Genomic DNA, 22,256 nt, shown 5'->3' with positions numbered 1-22,256 from the left:
CGGCCCTTTTCTGTTGGACGTTCCCGGCGTGGTGCCGGGTGATCAGTTCTGCGGCGTCGGGCTGGGGGTCGGCGCGGGCGTTGCAGGCGCCGCGCCCGTCGCGGTGCGCGCGTCGCGGCCATCGCCCTGCGGCGCGGCGACGATGTCGCGTGTGGTGCTGCCCTTGTCGATCACATTGGTGCCCGGGCTGCCCGCCGAGGAGCGGACGCCGACATCGGCGGCGCTGTTGCCACCTGCAGCCTGGATCGCCGCCTGTTCGGACGCGCTGCGCTGCGCTGCGCCGCCGAACAGCGCGTCGAGCGCCTGCTGCGACGGGCCGCCCGAATCCTGCGGGCGCGGGGCGCCGGGCTGGGGCGGACGGAGCGCAAAATCGGGCGGGATCACCAGCGGCGCCTGACGCGCCACGGCGAACTCGTCGGGGCGCTTGCGGTTGAGCATGCCGCCGCTGCCGCAGCTGACGAGCAGCATCGCCGATCCGCCGACGGCGGCGATGAGGACGGATTTACGCATTGGCATTCTCCACAGGGGCAGCGTCGGCACTTGCTTCGGCCTTTGGTTTTTCACGCACGAACAGCGCCCGGATGAGCAGGATCACGACGCCGATGGTAATGGCAGCATCGGCGACATTGAAGACCAAAAAAGGGCGCCATTCGCCGAAGTGCAGATCGGCATAGTCGACGACATAGCCGAAGCGCACGCGATCGACGATGTTACCGAGCGCGCCGCCCAGCACCAGCGCCAGCGCGAGCAGGTCGCCGCGGTTCTTCTCGCGCGCCATCCAGAAGCCGACGCCGATCGCGATCACCGCGGTCATCACCACCAGCCCCCAGCGCATCAGCTCGGTCTCCGCGGCCAGCAGGCCCAGCGACACGCCGTTATTGGCGACGAAGCGCAGGTCGAAGAACGAGAGTATCTCACGCACCGCGCCCGGATAGGCGATGCCCAGCCCCTCGACGACGAACGCCTTCACCGCCTGATCGGCGATGAAGATCAGCGCGGCGAGCGCGAAACCAAGGGTACGATTGCGATTCATGAGGTCACCTTGGTGCAGCGGTGGCACAGCGCGCCGTCGGCTTCAACCTCCGGCAGCAAGCGCCAGCAGCGGCCGCACTTCTCATGGCTGGTGCGCGACACCGTCACCTCGCCGTCCTTGAGCTTCACATCGGCGACGATGAACACCTCGGCCAGCTCGGCGGCGGGCCGCAGCATCCCGGGCACCGTGACCTCGGCCTCCAGGCTCGACCGGATCGTCTTCTCGCGGCGCAGGGGCTCGATCGCCTCGGTCACCTTCTCGCGCAGCGCGCGGATATCGGCCCATTCGGTGCTGATCGCGTCGTCGCCGGGCAGGGCGGGAAGCTCGGGCCATTCGAGGAAATGGACCGACCCGTCCTCGGACGGATAGCGGCTCTGCCACACTTCCTCGGCGGTGAAGGCCAGGATCGGCGCGGCATAGCGGACCAGCGCATGGAACAGCAGGTCGAGCACAGTGCGATAGGCGCGCCGCTTGGGATCGCTCTCCGCGTCGCAATAGAGGCAGTCCTTGCGGATATCGAAGAAGAAGGCCGACAGGTCCTCGTTCATGAAGTCCGACAGCGCACGGGCGTAACGGTTGAACTCATAGGCTTCCGCCGCCGAGCGCAGCTCGACATCGAGGTTGCCCAGCTTGTGGAGCACGTACAGCTCCAGCTCGGGCATCGCCTTGACGTCCACCTTTTCCGCATCGGTGAAGCCGTCGAGCGCGCCGAGCAGATAGCGGAAGGTGTTGCGGATTTTGCGGTAGGCGTCGCCGGTGCCGCCCAGCACTTCCTTGCCGATGCGGACATCGTCGAAATAGTCGGTCTGTGCGACCCAGAGGCGCAGGATGTCGGCGCCGCTTTCGTTGATCACCTTGAGCGGATCGACGACGTTGCCGAGGCTCTTGGACATCTTGCGGCCCTGCCCGTCGAGCGCGAAGCCGTGCGTCAGCACCGCGTCATAGGGCGCGCGGCCTCGCGTGCCGGCGCTTTCGAGCAACGACGACTGGAACCAGCCGCGATGCTGGTCGGAGCCTTCGAGATACAGGTTGGCGCGAACGCCTTCGCCGTAACGCGCCTCGATCACGAAGCTGTGGGTCGAGCCACTGTCGAACCACACGTCGAGGATGTCGTTGACCACCTCATAGTCGGCGAGATCATAGTCGGCGCCGAGCAAAGCCTGATGATCCGCGCCGAACCACGCATCGGCGCCGCCCTGGCGGAAGGCGTCGAGGATGCGGGCATTGACCGCTTCGTCGCGGAGGTAATCGCCGGTCTGGCGGTGGACATAGAGCGGGATCGGCACGCCCCAGGCGCGCTGGCGGCTGATCACCCAGTCCGGGCGCCCCTCGACCATCGATCGGATGCGGTTGATCGAACGCTCGGGCACCCAGCGCGTACGCTCGATCGCGTCGAGCGCGAGGCCGCGAAGGGTGGGGGCATTGTGCGGCGCGATCGGTGCGAAGCCCGCAAAGCCTGCGGCGCCGGCGACGGATTCGTCCTCGGCCTGCGCGACGGTGCCTGCCGGGCGGTCCATCGGGATGAACCATTGCGGCGTGGCGCGGAAGATGATCTTGGCCTTGGAGCGCCAGCTATGCGGATAGCTGTGCGCGAAATCGTCGGTCGCGGCGAGCAGTGCGCCGGCCTCACGCAGGTCGGTGCAGATCGGCCCGTCGCTGGCGACGAACTTCTTGTTGATCACCGATCCCTGACCGCCGAGCCAGGCCCAGTCGGCGCGGTACATGCCCGCGCCATCGACCGCGAAGACCGGGTCGATGCCATGCGCCTTGCACAGCTCGAAATCGTCCTCGCCATGGTCCGGCGCCATATGGACCAGGCCGGTACCCGCGTCGGTGGTGACGAAATCGCCGGGCAGGAAGGGGCGGGGCTTGGCGAAGAAGCCGCCAAGATGGTGCATCGGGTGGCGGGCTACGGCGTTGGCGAGGTCGGAGCCCTTGAAGGTTGCGCCGCGGACAAACTGTAAATGGGAGGCGTAGTCCGCATTAGCCCTTGCGATCTCTGCCTTGTGCCGAGCGGCGAATGCATCAACTAGCGCTTCCGCGATTACAAATGTTGGATCTGCACTGGAACTTGTCGCGACGGGCGCACCTGGAGCCCTCACCGTCACTAGAACGTACTCAACCTCAGGCCCGTAAGCCAAAGCCTGGTTCACCGGAATCGTCCACGGCGTGGTCGTCCAGATCACCGCATGGGCGCCGACCAGCTCGGGGGCGTTGGGCGCCTCGACGATCTCGAACGCGACGTCGATCTGGGTCGAGACAACGTCCTCATATTCGACCTCGGCCTCCGCCAGCGCGGTCTTCTCCACGGGCGACCACATCACCGGCTTGGCGCCGCGATAGAGCTGGCCGCTGGTCGCGAACTTGAGCAGCTCGCCCGCGATCGTCGCTTCGGCGTCGAACTTCATGGTGAGGTAGGGATCGTCCCAGTCGCCGGTGACGCCCAGCCGCTTGAACTGCTCGCGCTGGATATCGACCCATTTCGCGGCATAGGCGCGGCATTCGGCGCGGAACTCGGCCGGGGGAACCTCGTCCTTGTTCAGCTTCTTGGCGCGATAGGCTTCCTCGATCTTCCACTCGATCGGCAGGCCGTGGCAGTCCCAGCCGGGCACATAGGGCGCGTCCTTGCCCATCAGGCTCTGGCTGCGGACCACGATGTCCTTGAGGATCTTGTTCATGGCGTGGCCCATATGCAGGTCGCCATTGGCGTAGGGCGGGCCATCGTGAAGGATGAAGCGCTCGCGTCCCTTCCGCTGCTCGCGCAGCCGGTCATAGACGCCGATGCGCGCCCAGCGCTCGAGGATCGCGGGCTCCTTGGCGGCAAGGCCCGCCTTCATCGGGAAGTCGGTCTTCGGAAGGAAGACGGTGTCGCGCCAGTCGCGCTGCGAGTCAGTGTTTTCGGTCATGCGTTTCGGCCGATTAGAGGAAAGCGTGGGAAGGTGAAAGCGTGATGCCCCTCCCGCGGCCGGGAGGGGCTAGCTAATTCGCAGCGCGGCCCGCGCCGCATCGCAATCCGCGGCGATCTGCGCCTTGAGCGCATCGAGCGAATCGAACTTCGCCTCGTCGCGAATGAACTCGATCAACTCGACCTCGATGGTCTGGCCATAGAGGTCGCCCGAAAAGTCGAAGAAATAGGGTTCGAGCAGCTCGACCGGCGGGTCGAAGCTCGGGCGGACGCCGAGATTGGCGGCGCCGTCGAGGATGCGGCCATCCGGCAGATGCCCGCGCACTGCATAGATGCCGTAGCGCGGGCGGAGATAATTGCCGAGCTGGAGGTTGGCGGTGGGAAAGCCGAGCTCGCGGCCAAGCTTCGCGCCCGGCTCGACCACGCCTTCGATCGCGAAGGGACGGGTGAGGAGCGCAGCGGCGTCGCGCGGCTTGCCGGCCTGAAGCGCCTCGCGGATGCGGCTCGACGAGATCGGCTCGGGGCCGTCGGTGACGGGAGAGACCGTGTCGGTGCTGAAGCCAAGCACCTTGCCGAGCGCGGCGAGCACCGTGACGTCGCCGTCGCGGCCCTTGCCGAAGGTGAAATCGGCACCGGTGACGACGCCACCCGCGCCGATCAGGCCGATCAGCCTTTGATCGGCGAATTCACGCGCCGAAAGCCCGGCGAGGGCGGCATCGAAGCCGAAGACGAGCATCGCATCGGCGCCGGCCTCGCCGAACAGGCGCTGACGCTGGTCGAGTGTGGTGAGGCGGAAGGGTGGGGTATCCGGCCGGAAGAAGCGCATCGGATGCGGATCGAAGGTGGCGACGATCGCCGGGCGGCCCTCGGCCCGGGCGCGCTCGATCGCGCGGCCGACCACCGCCTGGTGACCCCGGTGAAACCCGTCGAAATTGCCGAGCGCGACGATCCCGCCGCGTAAGGGCGCCGGAACCGCGACCGCTCCGTCCAGCCGCTCCATGGGCGCGCCTATAGGGGCAGGACGCGAGGAATCAAATCCTCCCCGGTACGGGGAGGGGGACCGCCGCCGAAGGCGGTGGTGGAGGGGCCGCCCCGCAGAGGGCGGTACTCCGTCACACCGTTTCCGCCGTCTTCGCGGCGGCCCCTCCGTCAGCGCTGCGCGCTGCCACCTCCCCGTGCCGGGGAGGAGTTATTTGCCCGGCGCGATCCCCGCGCGCAGTACGCGAAGCACATTGCCGCCCATCACCTTGCGGATCTCCTCAGGGGTGAAGCCGCGATCGACCAGCGCCTGCGTCACGAAGACCAGTTGCGCGGTGTCGAAGCCGGTGGTGACCGCTCCGTCGAAGTCGGAGCCGAGGCCGACATGGTCGATACCGACCAGATCGCGGACATGCGCGATCGCGGCGGCGACCTTCTCCGGCTCGGTGCCGCAGATCGCCGCATCCCAATAGCCGATGCCGATCACGCCGCCGGTCTTCGCGACCCCGCGAATCTCGTCGTCGGAAAGGTTGCGGTTGACCTTGCACACAGCCTGCACCCCGCCATGGCTGGAGACGACGGGTCGCTTGGCCATGGCGAGAATCTCGGCGACCGACTTGTGGCTGGCATGGGCGATGTCGACGACCATGCCGAGCTGCTCCATGCGGCGCACGGTCTGGCGGCCGAGCGGGGTGAGCCCGCCCTTGGCGATGCCGTGCATCGACCCGGCCAGCTCATTGTCGAAGAAATGGGTCAGCCCGGCCATGCGGAAGCCCGCGGCATACAGCCGGTCGATATTGGCGAGCTTGCCCTCCATGTTCTGAAGGCCCTCGATCGAGAGCAGGCCGCCGACCGGCTGTGACTTTCCGGCGCGTGCGGCGAGCAGCGCGTCGAGATCGGCAGGGGTGCGGATCACGCGCAGCTTGCCGTCCGACGCGGCGGCCGCGCGGTCGAGTTTCTGCGCGTGGAACAACGAGCGCTCAAGCAGCGAGGTCCAGGTGCGCGGCGGCTGGAGCTGGGCGACCGCGAGCATGGTGATGTTGTCGGTGTCGGCGCCGTTGGCGTCGTAATTCTGGTTCTTGGGTGTCTTGGTGACCGAGGAGAAGACCTGAAGTGCGACATTGCCCTCGATCAGCCGGGGCAGGTCGACCTGACCGCGGTCCGACCGGTCGTTGAGGCTGCGCTTCCATAGCAACGTATCCTCGTGGAGGTCGGCGATCTGGAGGCTGGCGTGGAGCTTGCGCGTCTCTGGCGTGACTGTGGGAAGCTTGGTCGCGACGACCTTGTTCATGCCCTTTTCGACGATGCCGGGGGCGAGCGCGAAGAAGGCGAGTGCGGCAACGAGGATGAGCGCGAGCGCCCAGAGCAGCCACTTCCGTTTCATCATTACCCCCTCCGTCATGCCGGACTCGTTCCGGCATCCATCGTGCCGCTGTCGTGCATTGTGTGGGGCAAGCTGGACCCCGGAACAAGTCCGGGGTGACGATTACGTCAAGCGTTCGAGCGTGACGAAGCTGTGCGCGGGACGGTCGCCCTCGGCCGGATGATCCTCGCGCGCGGTTTCGCGCCATTCGGCGCCGAAGGGCGGGACGCTGGCGTCGCCTTCGGGCGAGAGATGGACTTCGGTCAGCTCGATTCGGCCTGCGAGGGGCAGGAACAGCGCGAAGATCTCCGCGCCGCCGATCACTGCGATTTCGCGGTCGCCCGCAAGCGCCAGCGCGTTCTCGACCGAGGTCGCGACCTCGGCACCCTCGCGCTGCCAGGAAGCATCGCGGGTCAGCACGATATGGCGGCGGCCGGGGAGCGGGCTCGGAAAGCTCTCGAAGGTCTTGCGGCCCATGATCATGGGCTTGCCCATGGTCTGCGCCTTGAAGCGCCTGAGGTCGGCCGGCAGGTGCCAGGGCAGCCGTCCGTCCACCCCGATCACGCCATTATCGGCCCGCGCGAGATGGAAGCTGATCAGACGGCGACCTCGGCCTTGATATGCGGCTGGGCGACATAGTCGTGGAGGACGAAATCCTCATACGCGTAGGCGTCGATCGAAGCCGGCTTGCGCAGAATCTCGAGCCGCGGGAGCGGGCCGGGCGCGCGCGAGAGCTGGAGCTCGGCCTGCTCGAGATGATTGGAATAGAGATGGCAGTCGCCGCCGGTCCAGATGAACTCGCCCGGCTCGAGGTCGCATTGCTGGGCGAGCATGTGGGTGAGCAGCGCGTAGCTCGCGATGTTGAACGGCACGCCGAGGAAGATGTCGGCCGAGCGCTGGTAGAGCTGGAGCGAGAGCTTGCCATTGGCGACATGGCACTGGAACAGGCAGTGGCACGGCGCCAGCGCCATCGCGCCGAGTTCGCCCGGGTTCCAGGCGGAGACGATCATCCGGCGCGAGGCGGGGTTTGTCTTCAGCGTCTCGATCAGCTCCTTGATCTGGTCGATATGGCTGCCGTCGGGCGCCTGCCAGTCGCGCCACTGCTTGCCATAGACCGGGCCGAGATCGCCGTTGTCGTCGGCCCATTCGTCCCAGATGCTGACCTTGCGATCGTTGAGCCACTGCACATTGGTGTCGCCGCGCAGGAACCACAACAGCTCGACGATGATCGAGCGCAGATGCAGCTTCTTGGTGGTGAGCACCGGGAAGCCTTCGGACAGGTCGAAGCGCATCTGGTGGCCGAACACGCTGCGCGTGCCGACACCGGTGCGGTCCATCTGCACCGCGCCATGGGCCAATGCCCGTTCCATGAGGTCGAGATATTGCCGCATCGCGGGTCAGCCTAGCCGAGCGCCCGGGTGACGCCAAGCATGGGCGGGCGCGAAGCTGTGGATCGTCTTTCATCCATTATGGAGCAATGCCACTCCGCAGTGGAGGCGGTTGCGCTCGACGGATTCGGCGCGTTCCGGAAGTTTGGTGTCATGGCGTCGCAAGCGTCTCTCCCATCCCCCGGCGCGCCGTTCGAAGCGATCGGCAGACTTGTCGCGGACAGCGTCGCCGGGGAAAGGGTCGAGGTCGCCGCCTTCGCCTATTGCGACCGCGAGGGGAGGATGCTGGGGATCCGGCATGCGCGTGGAAAGGCGACGGACGCGGTCGACCTGCCCGTCAGGCGCGTGGCGATCGACGCGCTCAGCCTGGATGCGGCAGTGGTGGTGATGGCGCACAACCATCCGCGCGGCGAAGCCTGGCCCAGCCGCGCCGATCGCGACGCGACGCGGCGGCTGGCCGATGCGCTGCGTGCGCTCGGCGTCCGGCTGCACGAACATCTGGTGGTGGGACGGGACGAGGCGTGGAGCTTCCGCGCCGCGGGGCTGCTCTAGGCTTACTCGTCCGTGGTCGATTTGGGCGCGGGGGCGCCGGCCCTTTTTGGCGAGGGACGGAAGCGGCAGGCGCGGATCGCCTCGGGCTCGGGGCGCGGCCCTTCCGCCTTGAACATGGCGAGATAACCGCCCGCCGAGGGCATGTCGCGCTTGGTCACGAGCTTGTAGCCGACGGCGGCGAACTCGCATTCGAGCAGTTCGGGCGGCGTACCGTGATTCTGCGTCTCGCGATCGGCATCGACCACGACGACGAGGCCGTCGGGACGCAGCGAGGGACGCATCCGCCAGAGGAATTCATAGGGATCCTCGATCTCATGGTACATGTGCACCATCAGGATGCGATCGAAGCTGTTGTCGGGCAGCTTGGGATCCTCAGGCTCGCCGAGCTTGACGCTGACATTGTCGAGCCGCTCGCGCGATACGCGCTGGGCGAGTGCGTCGCGCACGCCGGGGATGATGTCCTGCGCCAGCACCCGGCCGCGCTTGCCGACGCGGGCAGAGAGGCGGATCGTGTAATAGCCCTCGCCCGCGCCGATATCGGCGACGGTGGTGCCGGGCTTGATCTGGGCGAGATCCATCACCGCATCGGCTTCGTTGAGCCGGTCGCGCGCTTCCTCAGTCGACCAGCGCGCGGAGACGATGGTGGCGACCGGGCGGTCGGCGGCGGGGAAATGGAGCTCCTGCTCCTGTTCGGGCTTGGGCGCCGGGCGCGGCTCGGTGGCGTCGCACCCTGCGATCGCAAGGGCACCCAGCAACAGCAGCGAGGCGCCCTTTGGCCTCAATCCACGTCCTCCACCTCGACCGTTTCGCCGGTCACGCGCTGTGATAGCGCAGCTGCCATGAACGGGTCGAGTGCTCCGTCGAGCACATCTGCGGGCGCAGTGGAAGTGGTTCCGGTGCGCAGGTCCTTCACCAGCTGATAGGGCTGGAGGACGTAGGAGCGGATCTGGTGGCCCCAGCCGATCTCGGTCTTGGCGCTGTACTCGCCCATCGCCGCCGCCTCGCGCTTCGCCAGCTCGGCCTCGTACAGGCGGGCCTTGAGCATCCCCATCGCGGTCGCGCGGTTCTTGTGCTGCGAGCGGTCCTGCTGGCTGGCGACGATGATCCCGCTGGGCACGTGGGTGATGCGGACCGCCGAATCGGTGGTGTTGACGTGCTGCCCGCCTGCGCCCGATGCGCGATAGGTATCGATCTTGAGGTCGCTCTCGAGAATCTCGATGTCGATCGAATCGTCGATCACCGGATAGACCCATACCGACGAGAAGCTGGTGTGGCGGCGTGCCGAGCTGTCATAGGGCGAGATGCGAACCAGACGGTGCACCCCGCTCTCGGTCTTGGCATAGCCGTATGCGTTCTCGCCCTTGATCAGCAAGGTTGCGGACTTGATCCCGGCCTGGTCGCCGGCGTGGTAGTCCATCAGCTCGACCTTGAAGCCGTGGCGCTCGGCCCAGCGCGTATACATGCGCTGGAGCATCTCGGCCCAGTCCTGGCTCTCGGTGCCGCCGGCGCCGGAGTGGACTTCGAGGTAGGTGTCGTTGCCATCGGCCTCGCCCGAGAGCAGCGCCTTGACCTTGTCCTCATCGGCGCGCGCGGCGAGTGCGGCGAGGCCCGCAACGCCCTCGACCGCCATTTCCTCGTCGCCCTCGGCCTCGGCCATCTCGATCAGCTCGGACGTGTCGGCGAGCTCGCGCTCGATCGCGCGGGTCGCGGTGATCGATTCATCGAGCCGGCGGCGCTCACGCATCACATCCTGCGCCGCCTTGGGATTGTCCCACAGCGTCGGATCCTCGACGCGCGCGTTGAGCTCGTCGAGCCGGCGCAGCGCCTTGTCCCAGTCGATGAACCGGCGGAGCAGCGCGAGCGCGTCATTGATCTTGTCGGCATATGCCTGCGCTTCGGCGCGCATCGTTGTAACCTTTCAAACTATTCCATGGCGCCGGCGGCGGTCGGGCCGGCAATATAGGCGTCGCGCTAGTAGATTCCGCCCTCGCGTTGCAAGAAGTCGCTGTCGCGCGGGCCATCCTGACGTGCGGCCTTCTTCGTCGCTTCGGCCTTCGGAGCCTCGACTTCGTCGCTGCGGCGGGCGCGGCGGCGGGGTTCGCTCTCGGGCTTGAACGCTTCCCAGATCACCGCGGCCTTGGGGTCGGTGCCCGGCCACGCGCCATAGACGCGGCGGCCGCTGGCGCGATCGATGCGGACCATGCGGATGCCCGCAGGTGCGGTGAAGGGCAGCACGTCGAGCCCCTCAAACGCCTTTTGCGCGAACTGCTTGAAGATCGGTGCGGCGAGCGTTCCGCCCTGAGCATAGCCGCCAAGGTTGGTCGGCGTGTCGTAGCCGACATAGATGCCGGCGATCATCTGCGGCGTGCCGCCGATGAACCACACGTCGCGCGGGCCGTTCGACGTGCCGGTCTTGCCCATGATCGGGCGATTGAGGTCACGCAGGATCGTCGCGGTGCCGCGCTGGATCACGCCTTCGGTGATGTGGACCATCTGATAGGCGGTCATCGCATCGACCACCTGGCGCGAGCGGATGACCGGGCGCGGCATCGCCTTCCCGTCCCAGTCGGGCATGTTGCACCGGTCGCATGCGCGCCAGTTCTGCGGCCAGATCACCTTGCCTTTGCGGTCCTGCGCGAAATCGACCAGCGACGGCGTGAGCGCGCGGCCGTGATTGACCAGGATCGAATAGGCGTTGACCATCCGCATCACCGTCGTCTCACCCGCGCCGAGCGAGTAGGAGAGGTAGGGCGGGTATTTCTGCGAGCTGACGCCCATGCGCTGCATCAGATCGACCACCTTTTCCATGCCGGTGGTGTTCGCCGCCTGCACGGTCATCAGGTTGCGCGACTGTTCGATACCCCAGCGCATCGTGTGCGGTCCCGCACCGCGCGTCCCGCCGAAATTGCGGAAGCATTTCTGGCCGAGCGAGGCGCCCTGATAGACGCAGAAGGGACCGTCGACGATGATCGAGGCCGGGGTCATCCCGTTCTCGAGCGCGGCGGAATAGACGATCGGCTTGATCGTTGAGCCCGGCTGGCGCTGTGCCTGGGTGGCGCGGTTGAACGCCTGGACGGTCGCGTCGAACCCGCCTTGCATCGCGAGGACGCGGCCGGTGCTGGGATCCTCGACGACCATGCCGCCCGAGACCTTGGGGATCGAGCGCAGCCCGAACACGCCGCCTTCAGGCGCAACCGCGATCACGTCGCCGGGCTTCAGCGCGCTGAACGCCGTACCGCCCTGGCCGCGTACCGGCATCTGCGCGCCCGAGGCGGGGAGCGCGCCGGTGCGGCCGTCGCCAAAGCCAAGCTCGATGCTGCCGCCGCTCTTCGAGATCACGATGGCGGGGCGCCAATCCTCATAATCGAGGTTGATGTTGGTGTTGAGCAGCGCCGCGCGCCAATTGTCGCCCTCGAAGCTCACCTCGCGCATCGGGCCGGACCAGCCGCGGCCGCGGTCGTAGCGCAGCAGGCCGTCGCGCAGTGCCTTCTGCGCCGCCTTCTGGATCTCCGGATCGAACGAGGTGCGCACCCACAGGCCGCCGGCATAGACGCTGTACGGCCCGGCCTTCTCGGTCTCGCCGAACCGGTCGAGCAACTGGCGGCGGACTTCCTCGATGAAATAGCCGCCGAGCGGATCGGTGCTGGGCGATTTGCGCGGCACCGCGCCGAGCGGGGCGGCGACGGCCTCGTCATGCGCGGCCTGGTCGATATAGCCGTTCGCGAGCATCTGCCCGAGCACCCAGTTGCGCCGTTCGATGGCGCGGTCGGCATGCCGCTCGGGCATATAGTTGGACGGGCCCTTGGGCAGGATCGCGAGATAGGCGAATTGCGGCAGCGTGAGTTCGCTTACACCCTTGTCGAAATAAGCGTGCGCCGCGGCCTCGACCCCGAACGCGTTGCGGCCGAGCGCGATCTGGTTGAGGTAGAGTTCGAGGATCTGCTCCTTGGACAGCGAATTCTCGATCCGGAATGCAAGGATCGCCTCGCGCGCCTTGCGGACGTAGCTGACCTCGTTGTTGAGCAGCAGGTTCTTGGCGACCTGCTGCGTGATGGTGGAGGTGCCGCGCGGGGTCTCGCCGCTGGTCATCCCCTGCCATGCCGCGCGGACCAGGCCCGGATAATCGACGCCGCCATGCTCGAAAAAGGTCTTGTCCTCGGCCGAAAGGAACGCGCCGACGAGCAGCTTGGGATATTCGTCGTAGGAGAGCTCGACCCGGCGTTCGCGCGCATAGCTGCGCAGCGGTGAGCCATCCGCCTGGCGAACGTTGGTCGGGAGCGGCGGTTCATAAGCGCGCAGCATGTCGACCGAGGGCAGGTCGCGCAGGAACAGCGCCCACAGCACCGCCGTGCCGACGCCTGAGAGCAGCGCCAGCCATGCAAGCAGCTTGAACCACCAGCGTTTGCGGAGGGCCGCAAAGCGGCCTCCTGCATCCCCTCGCGTGAACTTGAGCGTGAAATTGGGTTCGGTCGCTTCCGCCATTGGGGCGGGGTTTAGCAGGATTGAGCGGGCTTGCCAGCCGGTGATGCGGCGGGTTGTTTGAAGGGACGGCGCCGCATCCGCGCGAGCGGATGAAACTTACCGCGCTGCCATCCGGGTCGCGAAATGGATCGCGACCGCGCGGCTCACGCTTTCCGCCACGCGGCGGCGGCCCTCGGCTGAATTGAGGAAGGCCGCGTCCTTCGCGTTCGAGATATAGCCGGTCTCGAACAGGATCGACGGCACGTCCGGGGCCTTCAGCACCAGCAGCGACGCCATGCGGTGGTAATTGTCCTTGACCGGCATCAGTCCCTGCGCCTCGCGGCCGAGGAGGCGGGCGAACTTGGCCGAGCTGTTCATCGTCTCACGCTGGGTCAGGTCGATCAGGATCGAGGAGACCTCACGATTCTGTCCTGCCAGATCGATGCCCGAGAGCAGATCCGACTTGTTCTCGCGTGCGGCGAGGCGCGCGGCTTCCTTGTCCGACGCGATCTCGGACAGGGTGTAGACGGTGGCGCCGCTTGCCTCGGCATTGTGCGCGGCGTCGCAATGGATCGAGATGAACAGCGCAGCGCCGAGCTTGCGCGCGATCTCGAACCGGTCGCGGTGAAGCAAATAGCGGTCGTCCTCGCGCGTCATTGCGACGCGGACGCGGCCCGAGGAGAGCAGCTCGTCGCGGATCGCACGCGCGGTCTTGAGCGTCAGGTCCTTCTCCTGAAGGCCGTCGCTGGAGATGGCGCCGGGATCGTGCCCGCCATGGCCGGCGTCGATCACCACCAGCGGACGGCTGTCGTCATTGCCCTGGATGCGCGGCAGCTTGAACGCGGCCGGGCGCGACGGCACGGGGACCGAGACGCTGTAGCTGTGGCGGCTCGACGCGCGCGTGAAGCTGAACGGAGGCAGGAAGCTCATCCGCCCCTCTGCCGCGGCGCGGGCGAAACGCGAATCGTCCACCGTGCGCAGCTCGAGCGTAAGCGCCGTGCCGTCGGCGGAGAAGCGGCCCTGCGTCACGATTGCGGGACGGGCGAGGTCGAACACCACGCGCGATCCGTCGCCGCGCTGCGCCTGCCGCACGCCGTTGACCAGTCCGCCGGCATCGGCACGCGCGCCCGGCGCCGCGCCCGCAAGATCGAGCGCGATACGGTTCGGACCCGCCAGGACGAAGCTGCTCGCCGCCGCCACCCGCTCATCGAAGCGGATGACGATGCGGTTCGACTGAACGTCGATCTCGCGGATCGTGCCTGCCCAACTCGGTGCGCCGGACAGAAAGCCGGCGAGGAGGGCAAGGAAGAAGGACACCCGGGCGATATGCCGCGCCGGGCTGGGGGGGGTCCAGCCCAAAAGCATGCACGTTTACTCACTGATCAAATCCCTGACCGGAGCACGACTAGGACGAAGTGGCTTCAAACGAGGTGAAACAGCAGGGTTAATTTGCAGTTCGGCACGTTTTTGCCGGAATGGGTGGCAGGGTCTTGCCGTCCGGGGCTTCGCGGGCTGATCCGTTGCGCGGCCGGTTGCAGGGTGCTACGCATCGCCGACCGGCTTGTGCCGGCCAGTCGCCGCCACCATGTTTCGGCGGTAATTCAGGTTGATGCTGTGATGTCGCAATTTTCCCGTCGTTCCGATCGCCAGGCTGTTCCAGCCGGCCGGTACGCGACGGTGAAGCATCCGGGCCGCGGGCTCGGACGTGCGCTTGCAGCAGACGCAAATCTTCAAACCCATTTCGACCGCGCCGCCACTAGCTGCGCAGTCGGCATCATTGACCGCGTGCCGCGGCTGACAACCGCTCGGCGCGCCCGGAGAACATTAAATGACCATGCGTATGCTGATCGACGCACGCCACCGGGAAGAGACCCGCGTGGCGGTCGTCAAAGGGAACCGAATCGAGGAGTTTGATTTCGAGTCCGCCGAGCGCAAGCAGCTCAAGGGCAATATCTATCTGGCCAAGGTGACCCGCGTGGAGCCCTCGCTCCAGGCGGCATTCGTCGAATATGGCGGCAACCGCCACGGCTTCCTGGCCTTCAGCGAAATCCACCCCGATTATTATCAGATCCCCAAGGAGGATCGCGACGCGCTGCTGCGCGAAGAGGCCGAGCATGCCGCCGAGGAAGCGGCGCTGCGCGAAGAAGCTGACGGCGACGACGATCATTACCATGACGACGAGCATGACGGCGCCGAGGATGGCGACGTCGAGGTCGTCGAGCGTCCGGCCGACGAGGACGAGGAAGCCTCCGAAGCGTCGGAGGGCGAGGAAGGCGCCGCCGCCAATGGCGGCCGCCGCCGCCGCGGCCGCAAGGGCAGCGACGATCAGGTCGAGGCGCTGCGCCAGCGCCGCATGAACCTGCGCCGCCGCTACAAGATCCAGGACGTGATCCGCCGCCGCCAGGTGCTGCTGGTTCAGGTCGTCAAGGAAGAGCGCGGCAACAAGGGTGCGGCGCTGACCACCTATCTGTCGCTTGCCGGCCGCTATTGCGTGCTGATGCCCAACACCGCGCATGGCGGCGGGATCAGCCGCAAGATTTCGAGCGCTGCCGACCGCAAGCGACTGAAGTCGATCATGTCGGACCTGAAGCTTCCGCCGACGATGGGCTGCATCGTCCGCACCGCGGGGCTTCAGCGCACCAAGACCGAGATCAAGCGCGACTTCGACTATCTCGCCCGCCTGTGGGACGAGATCCGCGAGAATACGCTGAAGTCGTCGGCGCCCGCCCTGGTCTATGGCGACAGTGACCTGATCAAGCGCGCGATCCGCGACATCTATAATCGCGACATCGAGGAGGTGATCGTCGAGGGCGAGGAGGGCTACCGCCACGCCAAGGACTTCATGAAGCTCCTGATGCCGAGCCACGCCAAGAAGGTGAAGCATTATTCGGATGCCGTGCCGCTGTTCCAGCGCGCGCATGTCGAGGACCAGCTGGCGGCGATGTACCATCCGGTGGTGCAGCTGAAATCGGGCGGCTATCTCGTCATCAATCCGACCGAGGCTTTGGTCAGCATCGACATCAACTCGGGGCGCTCCACGCGCGAGCATAATATCGAGCAGACCGCGACCGCGACCAATCTCGAGGCCGCGCAGGAGATCGCGCGCCAGCTGCGCCTGCGCGACATGGCCGGCCTCGTCGTCATCGACTTCATCGACATGGACCACGGATCGAACGTCCGGAAGGTCGAGAAGGCGATGAAGGAAGCGCTCAAGAACGATCGCGCGCGCATCCAGGTCGGCCGCATCAGCGCCTTCGGCCTGATGGAGATGAGCCGCCAGCGCCTGCGCACCGGCGTGCTCGAGGCGTCGACCGTTACCTGTCCGCATTGCGAGGGCACCGGGCTCGTCCGCACCGCTTCGTCGGCGGGTCTGTCGGCGCTGCGCCTGATCGAGGACGAGGCCGCGCGCGGCCGCGGCTCGCTGCTGACGCTGCGCTGCAGCCAGGAAGCGGCCTTCTATGTGCTCAACAAGAAGCGCGCTGACATCGCCGAGATCGAGGATCGCTATGGCGTGACCGTCGAGATCCTGTCGGACGGCGAACTCGAAGGCGCGCGCATGTCGGTCGAGGCCAGCGGCCCGCCGCCGGCGCATGCACCCAAGTTCGCTGCTGCGATCGAGGAGATCGAGGAGGACATCGTCGAGGAGATCGACGAGGAAGAGGACGAAGAGGAAGTCGAGGCCCGCGAGCCGCGCCGCGAGCGCAGCGATCGCGGCGAGGCTGAGGGTGACGGCCGCAAGCGCCGCCGTCGCCGCCGCGGCCGCCGCGGCCGCCGCGACGAGGAGCAGGGCGAGCATCAGGAGGCTGCGGATGCGGCCGACGAGGATGGCGAGGCCGAGCCGGAAGAGATGGCGGAAGCCGAAGCACCCGTCGAAGGTGCGGCTGACGAAGGCGAGACCCGCAAGCGCCGCCGCCGCGGCCGCCGCGGTGGCCGTCGTGGCGCGGCCGGCGAGGGCGGCGAAGCTGCTGAGACCGAGACCGCCGAGCCGGTCGAGGACGTCGAGCCGGTAGCGGTCGAGGCCGAGCCGGTTGCCGAAGAGGCGCCTGCCAAGCCCAAGCGCACGCGCCGCAAGAAGGCCGAGGCGGAAGCGCCTGCCGTCGGGGCTGCGCCGGAACCGGTGGTCGAGGCGGCGGTCGAGCCGGTTGCCGAAGAGGCGCCTGCCAAGCCCAAGCGCACGCGCCGCAAGAAGGCCGAGGCGGAAGCGCCTGCCGTCGTCGAGGCTGCGCCGGAGCCGGTGGTCGAGGCGGCGGCCGAGCCGGTTGCCGACGAAGCACCGGCCAAGCCCAAGCGCCGCAGCCGCGCCAAGGCGCCGGTCGCGCAGGATCTGGAGCCCGCCGTTGCCGAGCAGGTCCCGGCCGACGGCGAAGCGGAAGCCGGCGCTGTCGGTGAGGATGGCGAACCGCGCCGCGGCTGGTGGCAGCGCACCTTCGGGGCATGATGTGTCGAGCGGCGGGAATGATCCCATTCCCGCCGCTCACGCGCCGTTCATTCGGCCCGATCCATCCCGTCCGGGGGCGTGCGGCCGTAGCGGGCGCTTGATCGCAGGGGATAATCCGCCATGATGCCGGCCATGAAGCGCTTCGTATCGTTCTTCGCGCTCCTGCTGCTCATCGGCATCGCGAACCCGGCTTTTGCCCAGTCGATCCTGCGCGATGCGGAGAGCGAAGCGCTGCTCGCGGACATGTCGCGCGACCTGATCAAGGCTGCCAATCTGCAGCCCAACAATGTCCGTATCATCCTGATCAACGATCCGTCGATCAACGCTTTCGTCGCGGGTGGGCAGGCAGTCTATATCCATTCCGGCCTGATCGACGCTGCCTCGAGCGCGAACGAGGTGCAGGGTGTGATCGCGCATGAGCTGGGTCACGTCACCGGCGGACACGTGCCGCTCGGCGACCGCATGGCCAAGGGCGCGACCGGCATCACGATCCTGAGCCTGCTGCTCGGCGCCGCGGCGATGGCCGCCGGATCGGCGGATGCGGGCATGGGGCTGATGCAGATGGGCCAGCGTGCCGCGCTCGGCAATTTCCTTGCCTTCAGCCGCGCGCAGGAGGCCACGACCGACGCCGCGGGGGTCAAATATCTTTCGGGCGCGGGCGTCAGCGGGCGCGGGATGCTCGACTTCTTCAAGAAGCTCCAGCAGCAGGAATATCGCTGGGGCCTCAAGCGCGGCGAGCAAAGCTATGTGATGAGTCACCCGATGTCGGGGGACCGCATCTCGACGCTGACCGCCGATCTCCAGGCCGATCCGGCGTGGAACAAGCACAATGACCCTGCGCTGGAGGAGCGTTTCCGCCGCGTTCAGGCCAAGCTGCGCGGCTATGTCGCCGATGCCCCGGACACGCTGCGCCGCTATCCCGAAACCGACACGAGCGTCCCGGCACGCTACGCCCGCGCCTATGCCTATCATAAGTCGGGCTATCCGCAGCAGGCCGCGGCCGAGGCGGCGGCGCTGGTGAAGGCCGAGCCGCACAATCCCTATTTCCTCGAGCTGGAGGGCCAGATCCTGCTCGAATCGGGCAAGCCCAAAGAGGCGATTCCGCCGCTGCGCGAGGCAACCGAGAAGACCAATTATCAGCCGCTGATCGCCACGACCTTTGGCCATGCGTTGCTCGCGGTCGAGGATCCCGCACTGCTGCCGGAGGCGGAGAAGGTGCTGCGCCAGTCGGTGGTCCGCGACCAGGAGAATCCCTTCGCCTGGTATCAGCTCGGCATGGTCTATGAACGCAAGGGCGACGGCGCCCGGGCGGCACTCGCCACCGCGGAGCGATCGAGCATGATCGGCGATATGGGTCGCGCGCTGTCCAGTGCGCAGGCCGCGATGGCCGGGCTGCCGCAAGGCTCGCCCGATTGGATCCGCGCACAGGACATCGTCATGGCCGCGCAGGCGATGATGCAGGACAGGAAGAGACGTTGAGTGAGGCTATGGTGAAGACTCCGCTGGCGCTTGCCGGCTTGCTGGCGCTGTCCGCGGCGCTGGGTGGCGGCATCGTACTGGGCGCGCAGGCGTTGATCCCTGCCAGGACCGGGGACGCGGATACGGCGCGGATCGGCAAGGTCGTGCGCGACTATGTGCTGGAGAATCCCGAGATCCTGCCTGAGGCGATGAAGCGCCTTCAGGAACGCGAGACGGGCAAGGCGGTCGCGTCGAGCCGTTCGGCGATCACCCAGCCCTATGCCGGGGCTTGGGAAGGCAATCCCAAGGGCGACGTCACCGTCGCGGTCTATATGGATTATGCCTGCGGCTATTGCCGCGCCAGCCTGCCGATGATCGCGCGGCTGGTGGCGGAGGACGCCAATGTCCGCATCGTCTATCGCGAGCTGCCGGTGCTGAGCGAGGTCAGCCGGGTTGCGGCCCGCTGGGGGCTTGCCGCAGCCGAGCAGGACAAGTTCAAGCCATTCCACACCGCGCTCTATTCGGCCGGACAGCTGAGCGAGGCATCGATCCGGGCCGCATCGGCCGCGGCCGGGCTGGACAATGCGAAGGTGCAGGCGGCGCTCACCACGCCGCGGGTCGAGGCAGAGATCGCACGCAACCTCGATACCGCGGGCAAGCTCGGCGTCACCGGAACACCGAGCTGGGTGATCGGCGACCGGGTGATTTCGGGCATGGTGCCCTATGAAGTGCTTCAGGATGCGGTGAAGGCGGCGCGCAAGCCGGGCTGACCGCGCGCCAGGGGGAGGGGTGTATGCGTTTCGGGTTCCTCCTGTTTGCTGCCGCGGCGATCGTGGCCGGTCCGGTTGCCGCCCAGGATTCGCGTGACGACGCGATCGCGGCACTGGCGCGTGCGCATCCCCGCACCGCGATCGGTACGGCGCTGATCCGCGACGGCAAGGTGGTGTGGACCGGCGTTGCCGGGGCGCAGACCGATCAGCAGCCCGCGACGCGCGATACGCTGTTCAACGTCGCATCGATGACCAAGCCGGTCACCGCCGAGCTGGTGATGCGGCTGGTGCAGGCGAAGCGGATCGGCCTCGACGAGCCGATGGCGCGGATATGGATGGATCCCGATGTCGCCGGCGACGCGCGCGCGAAGCGGCTCACCCCGCGGATGGCGCTCAGCCACCAAACCGGTTTCCCCAACTGGCGCCCGCAGAACCAGCGGCTGACCTTTGCGCGCGAGCCGGGAACCGGTTTCATCTATTCGGGCGAAGGGATCGAGCTGGTCGCCCGCTTCGCCGCGCGCAAGCTCAACGCCGATTTCGAGGATCTGGCGGACGCCTATGTCTTCCGCCCGATGGGCCTCACGCGCACCGCCTATACTTGGCGGCCCTGGATGGAGGGCCGGGTGGCGGTTCCGGCGAACGGCAACGGCTATCCCGGAACCGCGGGGCCGCACCCCTATGGCCATTGGCTGGGGGCGGACGACATCTACACGACGGTCGGCGACTATGCCGCCTTTGTCGCGGCGGTGGCGCGTGGCGACGGTCTCGATGCGAAGCTCAAGGCCGAACGGTTGCGCCCGCAGGTCGCGATGCCGGGCTGTGCAAAGCCGGTCGAGGGCTGCCCGAACAGCGTCGCGATGGGGCTGGGCTGGCAGGTGCTGACCTTCGGCAAGCGGCGGATGGTGCTGCACGAAGGCGGCGATCCGGGCGTCACCGCCATCGCCTATTTCGATGCGGACACGCGCGATGGCGCGCTGGTCTTCCTGTCGGGTGAGGGCGATGCGCCGCTGGCGATGCAGGTGATCGAAGCGGTCGATCCGCAATCCCTGGTGGTCCGCGGCTATCGCGCGATGATGAAATCCAGCGAAACCGCCGAATAAAAAATCGAACGAAGGACGAACATTGCGGGTTGCGCGGGGCGCATCCGTTCCTACATCGCGCGCTTATCAGGGGGCCTTCCATGCAGCCGATCCTATCCGTTCGCGGTGTCAGCAAGACCTATGCCTCGGGGCACAAGGCGTTGGGATCGGTCGATCTCGATATCAACAAGGGCGAGATTTTCGCACTGCTCGGGCCGAACGGCGCGGGCAAGACGACACTGATCTCGATCATCTGCGGCATCGTCACGCCCAGTTCGGGCACGATCATCGTCGACGGGCATGACGCGATCAGCGAGCCGCGCGCGGCGCGGATGAAGATCGGCCTCGTGCCGCAGGAATTGTCGGTCGACATGTTCGAGACGGTCCAGGCGACCACCCGCTACAGCCGCCGCCTGTTCGGCCGGCCCGCGAGCGATGGCTATATCGACCAGGTGCTGAAAGACCTGTCGCTCTACGACAAGCGCAATTCCAAGGTGATGGAGCTGTCGGGTGGGATGAAGCGCCGCGTGCTGATCGCCAAGGCGCTGGCGCACGAGCCCGACATATTGTTCCTCGACGAGCCGACCGCTGGCGTCGACGTCTCGCTCCGCCGCGACATGTGGAAGCTGATCGGGTCGCTGCGCGAACGCGGCACGACGATCATCCTCACCACCCATTATATCGAGGAGGCCGAGGAAATGGCCGACCGGGTGGGCGTGATCAACAAGGGTGAGCTGCTGCTGGTCGAGGGCAAGGCGGAGCTGATGAAGAAGCTCGGCAAGCGCGAGATGGACATTGCGCTGGTCGAGCCGATGGCCGCGATCCCCTCCGAGCTTGAGGAATGGCATCTGCATCTGGAAGATGAAGGCACGCGGCTGCGCTACACCTTCGATGCTCAGGCCGAACGCACGGGTATCCCCTCGCTGCTGCGCAAGCTCGGCGACCTCGGCATCCAGTTCAAGGATCTCGATACCTCCAAGTCGAGCCTCGAGGACATCTTCGTCGACCTTGTCGAACGCCGGGATGAGGAGAAGGCGGCATGAGGGGGTTCAACCATCACGGCGTCTGGGCGATCTACCGGTTCGAGATGGCGCGCGCCATGCGCACCCTCTGGCAGAGCCTGGTTACCCCGGTCATCACCACCGCGCTCTATTTCGTCGTGTTCGGCGGCGCGATCGGATCGCGGATGCAGGAGCTGGACGGAGTCGCCTATGGCAGCTTCATCGTGCCGGGCCTGATCATGATGAACCTGCTCCAGCTGTCGATCTCCAACGCGTCGATCGGCATCTACTTCCCGAAGTTCACCGGTACGGTCTACGAACTGCTCTCCGCGCCGGTCTCGGCGATGGAGATGGTGATCGGCTATGTCGGCGCGGCGGCGACCAAGTCGATCGCGATCGGCCTGATCATCCTGGTGACGGCGATGCTGTTCGTCGATGTGCCGATCAAGCATCCCTTCATGATGCTGACGATGCTGGTGCTGACGGCGCTTACCTTCAGCATGCTCGGCTTCATCATCGGCATCTGGGCCAAGGGGTTCGAGCAGCTCTCGTTCGTCCCGGCGCTGATCGTGACGCCGCTGACCTTCCTCGGCGGCGCCTTCTACACGATCAACATGCTGCCCGATCCGTGGCGGACGATCAGCCTTGCCAATCCGGTCGTCTACCTGGTCAGCGGGTTCCGCTGGAGCTTCTTCGGCACCGGCGACGTCGCGATCGGCGTCAGCCTCGGCTTCACCGCGGCGTTTCTTGCGGTCTGCCTCGGCGTGATCGGCTGGATCTTCAAGACCGGCTGGCGGCTCAAGAACTGAGCCGCCTCACCCTGTCACGGG

18 protein-coding genes are annotated in these 22,256 nt (G+C 67.0%); 7 read left to right on the top strand and 11 right to left on the bottom strand.

Annotated elements, in window-relative coordinates:
• Positions 1 to 42 precede the first annotated feature (42 nt).
• From AC07TU_RS00885 to AC07TU_RS00855, 7 genes are all read right to left on the bottom strand, one after another.
• The gene (locus tag AC07TU_RS00885; protein WP_495186030.1) at positions 43 to 510 is read right to left on the bottom strand and encodes a DUF3035 domain-containing protein; all 468 of its coding nucleotides are present in this window, start codon (positions 508 to 510) and stop codon (positions 43 to 45) included.
• A complete protein-coding gene (gene lspA, locus AC07TU_RS00880) occupies positions 503 to 1,033 on the bottom strand; it encodes a signal peptidase II (protein WP_495186029.1) in 531 nt (176 codons plus the stop codon). Before lspA ends, AC07TU_RS00885 begins: the two co-directional genes overlap by 8 nt.
• Positions 1,030 to 3,939, bottom strand: coding sequence for an isoleucine--tRNA ligase (gene ileS / locus AC07TU_RS00875; RefSeq protein WP_495186028.1), 2,910 nt, complete (start codon positions 3,937 to 3,939; stop codon positions 1,030 to 1,032). Before ileS ends, lspA begins: the two co-directional genes overlap by 4 nt.
• 69 nt (positions 3,940 to 4,008) lie before the next feature.
• Positions 4,009 to 4,938, bottom strand: coding sequence for a bifunctional riboflavin kinase/FAD synthetase (locus AC07TU_RS00870; RefSeq protein ID WP_495186027.1), 930 nt, complete (start codon positions 4,936 to 4,938; stop codon positions 4,009 to 4,011).
• Between the two features lie 189 nt (positions 4,939 to 5,127).
• The gene (locus AC07TU_RS00865; protein ID WP_495186872.1) at positions 5,128 to 6,300 is read right to left on the bottom strand and encodes a dipeptidase; all 1,173 of its coding nucleotides are present in this window, start codon (positions 6,298 to 6,300) and stop codon (positions 5,128 to 5,130) included.
• A gap of 102 nt (positions 6,301 to 6,402) precedes the next feature.
• The gene (locus tag AC07TU_RS00860; RefSeq protein ID WP_495186871.1) at positions 6,403 to 6,879 is read right to left on the bottom strand and encodes a dihydrofolate reductase; all 477 of its coding nucleotides are present in this window, start codon (positions 6,877 to 6,879) and stop codon (positions 6,403 to 6,405) included.
• Complete coding sequence (locus tag AC07TU_RS00855) at positions 6,876 to 7,670, bottom strand: thymidylate synthase (RefSeq protein WP_495186026.1); 795 nt, start codon at positions 7,668 to 7,670, stop codon at positions 6,876 to 6,878. The genes AC07TU_RS00860 and AC07TU_RS00855 overlap by 4 nt, the downstream gene beginning before the upstream one ends.
• Before the next feature lie 150 nt (positions 7,671 to 7,820).
• On the opposite strand from AC07TU_RS00855, the gene AC07TU_RS00850 reads away from it, so the two are divergent.
• Entirely contained in the window at positions 7,821 to 8,219 is a 399-nt protein-coding gene (locus AC07TU_RS00850) for a JAB domain-containing protein (RefSeq protein WP_495186025.1), read from the top strand.
• A 2-nt stretch (positions 8,220 to 8,221) separates the two neighbouring features.
• Here AC07TU_RS00850 and AC07TU_RS00845 read toward each other — a convergent pair whose 3' ends face one another.
• From AC07TU_RS00845 to AC07TU_RS00830, 4 genes are all read right to left on the bottom strand, one after another.
• On the bottom strand, positions 8,222 to 9,001 hold the full coding sequence (locus AC07TU_RS00845; protein WP_495186024.1) for a class I SAM-dependent methyltransferase: 780 nt from the start codon (positions 8,999 to 9,001) through the stop codon (positions 8,222 to 8,224).
• A complete protein-coding gene (prfB, locus tag AC07TU_RS00840; protein ID WP_495186023.1) occupies positions 8,998 to 10,125 on the bottom strand; it encodes a peptide chain release factor 2 in 1,128 nt (375 codons plus the stop codon). Before prfB ends, AC07TU_RS00845 begins: the two co-directional genes overlap by 4 nt.
• 65 nt (positions 10,126 to 10,190) lie before the next feature.
• Positions 10,191 to 12,701 carry a penicillin-binding protein 1A gene (locus tag AC07TU_RS00835; protein ID WP_495186022.1) on the bottom strand — a complete coding sequence of 837 codons (2,511 nt, stop codon included), beginning with the start codon at positions 12,699 to 12,701 and terminating at the stop codon, positions 10,191 to 10,193.
• 96 nt (positions 12,702 to 12,797) lie between these two features.
• A complete protein-coding gene (locus tag AC07TU_RS00830; RefSeq protein WP_495186021.1) occupies positions 12,798 to 14,045 on the bottom strand; it encodes an N-acetylmuramoyl-L-alanine amidase in 1,248 nt (415 codons plus the stop codon).
• Positions 14,046 to 14,508: 463 nt separating this feature from the next.
• Here AC07TU_RS00830 and AC07TU_RS00825 point away from each other — a divergent pair, with 463 nt between their 5' ends.
• The 6 genes from AC07TU_RS00825 (at position 14,509) to AC07TU_RS00800 (ending at position 22,235) form a co-directional block, all read left to right on the top strand.
• Positions 14,509 to 17,118: an Rne/Rng family ribonuclease gene (locus tag AC07TU_RS00825; RefSeq protein WP_495186020.1), complete on the top strand. Its 2,610-nt coding sequence runs from the start codon at positions 14,509 to 14,511 to the stop codon at positions 17,116 to 17,118.
• 132 nt (positions 17,119 to 17,250) lie between these two features.
• The gene (locus AC07TU_RS00820; RefSeq protein WP_495186019.1) at positions 17,251 to 18,597 is read left to right on the top strand and encodes a M48 family metalloprotease; all 1,347 of its coding nucleotides are present in this window, start codon (positions 17,251 to 17,253) and stop codon (positions 18,595 to 18,597) included.
• On the top strand, positions 18,594 to 19,346 hold the full coding sequence (locus tag AC07TU_RS00815) for a DsbA family protein (protein WP_495186018.1): 753 nt from the start codon (positions 18,594 to 18,596) through the stop codon (positions 19,344 to 19,346). The genes AC07TU_RS00820 and AC07TU_RS00815 overlap by 4 nt, the downstream gene beginning before the upstream one ends.
• 23 nt (positions 19,347 to 19,369) lie before the next feature.
• On the top strand, positions 19,370 to 20,446 hold the full coding sequence (locus AC07TU_RS00810) for a serine hydrolase domain-containing protein (RefSeq protein WP_495186017.1): 1,077 nt from the start codon (positions 19,370 to 19,372) through the stop codon (positions 20,444 to 20,446).
• 80 nt (positions 20,447 to 20,526) lie between these two features.
• Positions 20,527 to 21,468 carry an ABC transporter ATP-binding protein gene (locus AC07TU_RS00805; RefSeq protein ID WP_495186016.1) on the top strand — a complete coding sequence of 314 codons (942 nt, stop codon included), beginning with the start codon at positions 20,527 to 20,529 and terminating at the stop codon, positions 21,466 to 21,468.
• Complete coding sequence (locus AC07TU_RS00800) at positions 21,465 to 22,235, top strand: ABC transporter permease (protein ID WP_495186015.1); 771 nt, start codon at positions 21,465 to 21,467, stop codon at positions 22,233 to 22,235. The genes AC07TU_RS00805 and AC07TU_RS00800 overlap by 4 nt, the downstream gene beginning before the upstream one ends.
• The last annotated feature ends 21 nt before the right edge of the window (positions 22,236 to 22,256 follow it).

It is taken from the genome of Sphingomonas sp. GW821-FHT03E12 (assembly GCF_059420685.1).
Note: the sequence above shows the minus strand (reverse complement) of the source record. Positions and strands in the feature narration are given on the sequence as shown.